At 66.9% G+C, this 1,062-nt stretch carries 3 protein-coding genes; all 3 read left to right on the top strand.

Annotated elements, in window-relative coordinates:
- Positions 1-63 precede the first annotated feature (63 nt).
- Positions 64-375 (top strand): transposase, encoded by a 312-nt coding sequence (locus ACGFH9_RS30840; protein WP_393226404.1) that lies wholly within the window; start codon positions 64-66, stop codon positions 373-375.
- Positions 372-695 carry an IS3 family transposase gene (locus ACGFH9_RS30835; RefSeq protein ID WP_393226401.1) on the top strand — a complete coding sequence of 108 codons (324 nt, stop codon included), beginning with the start codon at positions 372-374 and terminating at the stop codon, positions 693-695. The genes ACGFH9_RS30840 and ACGFH9_RS30835 overlap by 4 nt, the downstream gene beginning before the upstream one ends.
- A 108-nt stretch (positions 696-803) precedes the next feature.
- A partial coding sequence (locus ACGFH9_RS30830) for a transposase (RefSeq protein ID WP_393226398.1) occupies positions 804-1,062 on the top strand: 259 nt, incomplete at its 3' end.

Genomic DNA, 1,062 nt, shown 5'->3' with positions numbered 1-1,062 from the left:
TGAGCTACCCGCTTTGATGGAGCTTCGTAGTCATGGTCTGATGGCCATGGGGAGGAAGTTTCTGTGGCGGCACCGAAGAAGTACCCCGATGAGTTGCGTCAACGCGCTGTGCGTTTGTACCGCGAGTCGGACCCGAAGCCGGTGTTCCGGCGCCTGGCGGAGCAGTTGGGCGTGCATCACGAGGCGTTGCGGAACTGGATCCGGCAGGCCGAGGCCGACGCGGGCGAGCGCGACGATCGGCCCAGCAGCGACATGGTGGCCGAGAACCGCCGGCTGTTGAAGGAGAACGCGGAGTTACGTCGGGCGAATGAGATCTTGAAGGCCGCGAGCGCGTATTTCGCGGCGGAGCTCGACCCGACCCGGCGACGGTCATGAGGTTCATCCATGAACATCGTGACCTGTTCGCGGTCGCGCTCCTGCTACGGGTCCTGAACATCGGCGCCTCGACCTACTACGCGTGGGTCAAGCAGGTCGAACAGCCCTGCGACCGCGATGTGGTCGTCCTGGGCCTGCTGTCGAACATCCACGAGATCTGGGAGACCTCTGGGCGCACCTACGGCGCGGACCGGGTCCACCGGCAGTTACGCCGCGACGGCATCGGTGTGGGCCGCAAGCGGGTGGAGCGGTTGATGGCGGCCCAGGGTTGGCAGGGTGCGTTCCTGCGGCGCGGCTGGCGCGGCGGCTCCACCCGGTAGGACCCCCGGCACACGCCGGCACCGGATCTGGTCAACCGGCAGTTCACCGCGACCGGGCCGAACCGGCTGTGGGTCGCCGACGCCACCCGCATCCCCTGCGGTCAGGGCGTGTTCTGGCTGGCCGCGGTCCGGGATGTGTTCTCCCGTCGGATCCTCGGGTGGAAGACCTCCGACCGCTGCGACACCGACCTGATCCTCGCCGCCCTCGAATACGGCATCTGGTCGCGTGACGTCCGTGACGGCCAACTGATCCACCACAGCGACCGTGGGTCGAACTACACGTCGTTTCGCTTCGCGGAACGCTTACAGGACAACGGGATCCTGCCCTCGATGGGCTCCGTCGGCGACTCCTACGACAACGCGCTGA

This window comes from Micromonospora sp. NPDC049102 (assembly GCF_043197485.1).
Classification (GTDB): Bacteria; Actinomycetota; Actinomycetes; order Mycobacteriales; family Micromonosporaceae; genus Micromonospora.
The sequence above is the reverse complement of the archived record's forward strand: the minus strand, read 5'-3'. Positions and strand labels throughout refer to the sequence as shown.